Consider the following 6,471-nt stretch of genomic DNA (forward strand, 5'->3'; position numbering starts at 1 on the left):
CGCTACTACGCCTACACCGGCGACGGCACGGTGCAGCTGCGCCGCGGCGGCACCATCACCGACGCCGACGGGTTCAAGCAGAACCCGGACGGCACGGGGGTCCGTGACAACACGCTGTTCGTGCACGCCGGCGGCCAGCAGCAGGCGCAATTGCGCGAAGGCGGGCCCGTCCGCTTGGCCAGCGGCTACGCCTACGACAGCCCGCGGCTGCAATCGCTCAACGGCGCGGGGCGCTACCAGGCCGGCGGCGGCAAGATCGCCGTGCAAAGCGGCGATACCCTGCAGAGCCTGGCGCAGCGGGTCTACGGCAACGCCAACCTGTGGTACGTGCTGGCCGACGCCAACGGCCTGAGCAGCCCGGACGACCCGCTGACCGCCGGCACCCAGCTCAATGCCCCGAGCGTGGACGTCAACAGGAACGACGCCGGCACGTTCAAGCCGTACAACCCGAACGAGGCGATCGGCAGCACCACGCCAAGCCTGCCGTATATCCCGCCGCCGCCGAAGGAAAGCTGCAACGCGGTTGCGGTGGTGTNCACCCTGCAGAGCCTGGCGCAGCGGGTCTACGGCAACGCCAACCTGTGGTACGTGCTGGCGGACGCCAACGGCCTGAGCGACCCGGAGCAGGCGCTGACCGCCGGCACCCAGCTCAATGCCCCGAGCGTGGACGTCAGCAAGAACGACGCCGGCACGTTCAAACCGTACAACCCGAACGAGGCGATTGGCAGCACCACGCCGAGCCTGCCGTACATCCCGCCGCCGCCGAAGGAAAGCTGCAACGCGGTTGCGGTGGTGTTAATGGTGGTCATCGCAGTGGTGGTGACGTACTTCACTGCGGGCGCAGCCACGAGCTGGGCGGTTGGCGCACTGGGTCAAACTGCAGGGACAGCGGTTGCTTGGNTGTGGTGACCTATTTCACCGCCGGTGCGGCTGCGAACTATTTCGGTCCGATGTTCAGCAGCATGGCTACTGCGGGCACAATCAGTGTGACGACAGCAGGTGTGGCAACTGCGGCAACCGCTGGCTTTGTTGGTGGTGTCGCGGGCAGTGTTGCCAGTCAAGCGGTGGGCAGTGCAATGGGCGTCACCAGCTTCAGCTGGCGACAAGTTGCAGCCGACGGCATCACCAACGCGATCACCGCTGGTGCGGGCCAAGCTTTGGCGGGCACCAGTGCTTTTGGCAAGGCTGCCGCAGATGGCACCCGCGCGTTGAACACGGCGGGAGGTGTCGCCCAAGGCGTGGCGAGCTATGGCGGCAGCGTGGTGAGCAATGCCATCGTCGGGCGCGACACCAACTTCAGCTGGAATGCGGTGGCGGCATCGGCGGTGGGCTCGTTCCTGTCAGCCAACACCGGTGGGCGGCTTCCCTTGAGTCAAGGGGGAAGCAGCACGGGCAACTTCTTCGGTGACTTCGCCGGTGGATTTGTCAATGGTGCGGCGAACGCCACAGCACGTCGCATGTTCGGCTTTGGCAAGCAAGACTGGGGGCAGATTGCGGTCGATGCGTTCGGCAATGCATTGGGGAATGCGGCAGTTGCCGGCGTTCGAACTTGGCAGATCAACCACGCCGCCGAACGTGCTGCGGTCCAAAGCGGGATGCCGACCATGTTCGATCCGGGTTACAAGCCAGAGTGGTTGTATGCCGATAAGGCAGGATTGCCGGCGATGGGTGGTGTGGACTCGACTTCGTCGGTGACGAGTGGGCTGATTACCGGCTTTGCGAATGGCGATGTGCGGCGGGGCAATACGATTGATCCTGAGCTGTTGCAACGTGGAGCGGCGGCACTTGGTCTAACTCGTGAACAACGCATTGCGCGGCTCAATGCGCAGTATGAAAGCGGCACGCCATTTGACAACAGCATCAGCGATCAAGACCTGGCGAGCTTGGAAGCGGCGTTTGATGGCCATGACATCGCCGATGCTCCAACGCTGGCGACAGTCGAAGTGATTGGCTATGGCGATGCATCCCAGAGCCTTGCCAGCGCAATCAGAGGGAGCATCTACAACTCGGACCCATTTGGCTTGTATCGCTACATTGATCAGCCGCGGAGTGCTTCCGGCAATGGGAGTGGCGCCAGTGGAAAGAATGCGTACGAGAAGTATGTATCGCTGCCATTGATGCCCTCTGCATACGGGCGCTACGATGAGTTGACCGCTGCCCAAATGGCTCAGATGGAAGGGGAGTATCAGGCCATGCGCCCTTATCTAAATGAAGTTCGAGGGAATTCGGTTCGATCAGTTGCCGATAAGTTTGCCAAAATGGGCTTGCCCTTTACTCGAAGGTGGGGGTATGAAATCGGGGCCAACATCGTTCCAAGTTTAGTGGGCGGCTTTGAAATTACCGACGTTACGCTGGGCCACTCTTATGTTGATATAGATGGAAATCCCCAAGCTGGCGTAAACATTCCGCTGAACAAATATTCGGTAGCAGACGTTCACTTTCATCCGATTGACGTGTTTCCGCTGGAAGAGAGTGTATTTAGCGGTGCGGCGATATATGATATAAGCGAGGGCGGCTTAAAGGGTTATACGGGCGACCTGTGGAACAACTATGATCAAAACATAGACGGCTATGTCTATCGCGCTGGAGAAAATGAAGTGATGAGCGGTGCGTGGCGCTTTGATCAAGCCCGCTTTCGCAGCGACTTAAAGACAGCCGAGATCAGTGGGGCTTATCTTGATTCCCGGTCTGAAGAATATGTAATTCCCTTGGATTGAAATTGACATGATAAAATATTTGCTGCTTGCCTCTTCTTTTCTTGTTGTCTCGTGCTCTAGCCCCGAAGGCCCTTCGGCTGAGATCGATTGTGGAAGCGCGCATGTATGCGAAGTTCCGTTTCAATTGATCTATTCGGGGAAAGACGAGTTAATCGGTAAGACAGTTAAACTAAGTGGATATCTGGTCGTCGGTAGTGAACCTGAGTCTGGCGGAAGAGGGCAGGTGGCATTGCTTTTTTCCTCGAGAGCGCAGGCCAAACTCTGCGTAGCCAAAGAAGCGGTGAAGTTAAAGTCTCGGTCAAAAGCTGTGGCGGAAGCGCTTCAAAAAGCGGCTGGTGATCTGGTGTCGGTGAACGGGCGAATTCTGAAGGGAAGCGCAAGAACAGGAGATGATCGTTTTTGGTTGACAATGGAACTGACTGACGAACCGACGCTGATTGCCAATGAGGCGGAAGGCATAGTTTCCTGCTTCCAGCAGCCGCCGCCATTGCAAGAGACTAGGTGACCTGTCTCCCTATTGAGCCGTAACGATCGGGTGTCGCCAAGGACCCCAGCGGCGCCGCGGTCGAGGGTGTGTTCTCCTGCGCGATCAACACCCCGCCGACCCCGCCGACGATCCATACCCAGTACGTCAAGGAAGAACTGAGCTTCACCAAGACCCTGCCGGCCTTCGGCGATATCAACGGCCACGCGCTCAGCTACAGCCTGTCGGGCCTGCCCGGTGGGGTGGTGTTCACCGCCTCCACCCGCGTGATCAGCGGCAACCCGACGGTGCCGGGAAACTTCACCCTGACCTATACCGCCAACGACGGCTACGGCGGCGTGACCGCCAAGACGTTCACCCTGGTGGTGCAGGCCAACACCCGCCCGACCGCACCGGCCATTCCGAACCACTCCATCACCAACGGCCAGGCCTGGAGCTACTACGTCCCGGCTTTCAGTGACCCCAACAACGACCCGCTGACCTACACCGCCACCGGCCTGCCGCCCGGGCTGGGCTTCACCGCCAGCAACCGGCGCATCAGCGGCACCCCGAGCCAGACCGGCACCTGGACGGTGACGGTCACCGCCAACGACGGTCGCGGCGGCGTGACCTCCAAGGGCTTCACGATCACGGTCAAGGCCGCGCCCATCCCCAACCGGGCCCCGGTGCTCAGCTACCCGCTGCCCGACCGGGCGGTCAACGGCGGCAACCTGCTCGATTACACGTTCAGCATCAACAGCTTCACCGACCCGGACGGCAATGCGCTGACGTACACGGCCAAACTGTCCAACGGCGCGGCCTTGCCGTCGTGGTTGAGCTTCAATGCCAGCCAGCGGCGATTCACCGGTGTCCCCCCGAACCCCTCTGTCGACTACGCGATCGACATCCGCGTGACGGCCACCGACCCCAAGGGGCTGNGGTGGTGACGTACTTCACTGCGGGCGCAGCCACGAGCTGGGCGGTTGGCGCACTGGGTCAAACTGCAGGGACAGCGGTTGCTTGGGGAATCGGAGGAGCGGTGGGAAGCGTCGCCAGTCAGGCGGTGGGCAGCGCCATGGGTGCGACCAGCTTCAGCTGGCGCCAAGTTGCGGTCGACGGAATTACCAGCGCCGTTACTGCGGGCTTCGGGCAGTGGGCGAAGGGAACCAAAGCGTTGTCGAATGGCGCAGGCGCACTGAACACCGCGGGCCGCGTAGCGCAGGGCGTCGTGAGCTATGGCGGTAGTGTTGTGAGCAACGCCGCGGTCGGACGCGATACGAACTTTAACTGGAATGCCGTGGCGGCATCGGCGGTGGGCGCGTTCGTGTCCGCCAAGGTCGGCGGCCGACTGCCAGTGACACAAGGCGGCACTAGTACGGGTGATTTCTTCAATGACTTCACCGGTAACTTCGTCAACGGAGCAGCGAATGCCACCGCTCGTCGTGTGTTCGGACTCGGCAAGCAGGACTGGGGGCAGATTGCGGCGGACGCTTTTGGCAATGCGTTGGGGAATGCGGCGGTCGGTGGCATCCAGGCGTGGCGGGACCGGGCGCGCATGAATCAGCAGGCGCACGACACCGTGTGGGCGGATGGCAATCCGTTTAATGACGGCGTGCCGGCAAATGAGATACAGGCGATGGGCGGTGTAGACTCGACTTCGTCGGTGACGAGCGGGCTGATTACTGCGCGTGCGAATGGTGATGTGCGGCGAAGTGATGCGATTGATCCTGAGCTGTTGCAGCGCGGTGCGGCAGTAGTTGGCCTAACTCGAGAGCAGCGAATTGAACGGCTCAATGCGCAATACGACAGCGGCACGCCGATCGACAGCAGCATCAGCGACCAGGATCTCGCCACCCTGGAAGCGGCATTCGATAACTCCTACAGTACCGATGCGACAACGCTAGCGACTATGAGTGTGGTTGGCACCCGCCTTCCCGACCCGATCGAAAACCTGTCGCGCGGTATCGGATGGGGTGTTTACAACAGCCAGATTATTGCTAACGGGGGTGTGACGCATGCATCTTCGAACTCAAGCGACGTAGACAGGATTGCGCAAACTGCGCTAGCGGGAGCGGGACTGTATTTGCAGACTATTGAGCATATAGCCAAAAGCGCCGCTGCTGATCTGAGTGGCTATGACTTCCGGCTTTCCGACGACATCATGACGGTGGGCAGTTGGAAAGGATTGGCTGCTGGCGCGAAGGCTTCCGGTTTCGGCTTGGGTGTCATCGGACTGTGGTTCGAATCTGCAACCATGGACACGTCGAGTGCGGCAGATCAAGGACATTTAGCGGTAAACTTTCTTATGACTGGAGCCGGGATTTTTAGTAGATATAGCCCCGTCGGCATAGCATGGACTGTCGCAGATACGGGGATCGGTTTCATTGACTACACTCCAATTTACGGCTCCGGCGCTGGTGAGCAAGTATCAGGCTGGACCGCCATCTGGAGGTCGACTCTCGACCATAGTGAATCCGAGACTCGCGTACTAATGGACAAATACGATATGACACGTGAAGAGGCGCAGCTGTATAAAATGAAGACATTTAAATAAGCGGAGTGAGCATGCGTCACCCAATTTTTTCGCTGGGCCTTCAGTACTTGGCTTACAGGGTTTTTCTGGACAATAAGCATGAAGGAGTGCTGTACGCTAGAATTGTATCAACCATCTATTTCATCGCGGTTGTTGGATTTTATCTGCAAGCTGCTTTGTTCGCTTCTGTTTCGTTCGGAATTGATTTTCAGTTGTATTTTTCATCGATATGGAATCATCTGGAGTTGCCGGTCGGGAGACGGGTCAATCGAAGTTCGGCATTCGTGCTTTTGTTTGTTGCACCGACATCCATTTTTTTGGGGTGGTGGTGCTGGGGTAGATCGAAGGCGTTCGGTCAAAAGCAGGCTCTATTTGTTGATTGCACCGAAAATAAGTCCCCAATTTCGAGCCTAGCTCTATTTTGCGCAGCAGGAGGCTCAGTTTTTGCCGCTCGGGTTCAACCGATTGTCGGAATGGCAGTAGTGTTCCTGGCTATAGCCGCGTCATCGTTATTCGCTTTTTATGTGACAAAAAAAAATCCGAAGAGGCGGTCTGATTAGCTGTCGCACCCAACGAAATCACAGCTAGAGACGCCGGAGTGAAGTGAATACCGCTTCGCTGTATGCGCGTAGCGCGCTAGGTCGGCCATGGTGTTCGATGGCGGTCAGCAGTACCCGCACAGCGTGATGGACGACTTGTCGCGCAGGGCTTCGAAGGACAGCAAAACGCGTCTGCCATGGTCAAGCAAGCCGACATCG

The 6,471-nt window shown here is 59.0% G+C and carries 5 protein-coding genes; all 5 read left to right on the top strand.

Features of this window, described 5'->3' with window-relative positions; translation table 11 throughout:
* Positions 1-905: 905 nt before the first annotated feature.
* The 5 genes from SNE34_RS11485 (at position 906) to SNE34_RS11505 (ending at position 6,273) form a co-directional block, all read left to right on the top strand.
* Positions 906-2,717 (top strand): hypothetical protein, encoded by a 1,812-nt coding sequence (locus SNE34_RS11485; RefSeq protein WP_332617336.1) that lies wholly within the window; start codon positions 906-908, stop codon positions 2,715-2,717.
* A 7-nt stretch (positions 2,718-2,724) separates the two neighbouring features.
* Positions 2,725-3,222, top strand: a complete 498-nt coding sequence (locus SNE34_RS11490; protein ID WP_332617339.1) for a hypothetical protein — start codon at positions 2,725-2,727, stop codon at positions 3,220-3,222.
* 68 nt (positions 3,223-3,290) lie between these two features.
* The gene (locus tag SNE34_RS11495) at positions 3,291-4,127 is read left to right on the top strand and encodes a putative Ig domain-containing protein (protein WP_332617340.1); all 837 of its coding nucleotides are present in this window, start codon (positions 3,291-3,293) and stop codon (positions 4,125-4,127) included.
* Between the two features lie 92 nt (positions 4,128-4,219).
* On the top strand, positions 4,220-5,734 hold the full coding sequence (locus SNE34_RS11500) for a hypothetical protein (protein ID WP_332617342.1): 1,515 nt from the start codon (positions 4,220-4,222) through the stop codon (positions 5,732-5,734).
* An 11-nt stretch (positions 5,735-5,745) separates the two neighbouring features.
* Positions 5,746-6,273, top strand: a complete 528-nt coding sequence (locus tag SNE34_RS11505; RefSeq protein WP_332617344.1) for a hypothetical protein — start codon at positions 5,746-5,748, stop codon at positions 6,271-6,273.
* The last annotated feature ends 198 nt before the right edge of the window (positions 6,274-6,471 follow it).

It is taken from the genome of Novilysobacter erysipheiresistens (assembly GCF_036663935.1).
Classification (GTDB): domain Bacteria; phylum Pseudomonadota; class Gammaproteobacteria; order Xanthomonadales; family Xanthomonadaceae; genus Novilysobacter; species Novilysobacter erysipheiresistens.

Coding starts and splice junctions, on each gene's coding strand:
- SNE34_RS11490 (WP_332617339.1), top strand. CDS start 2,725: ATGATAAAATATTTGCTGCTTGCCTCTTCTTTTCTTGTTGTCTCGTGC.
- SNE34_RS11505 (WP_332617344.1), top strand. CDS start 5,746: ATGCGTCACCCAATTTTTTCGCTGGGCCTTCAGTACTTGGCTTACAGG.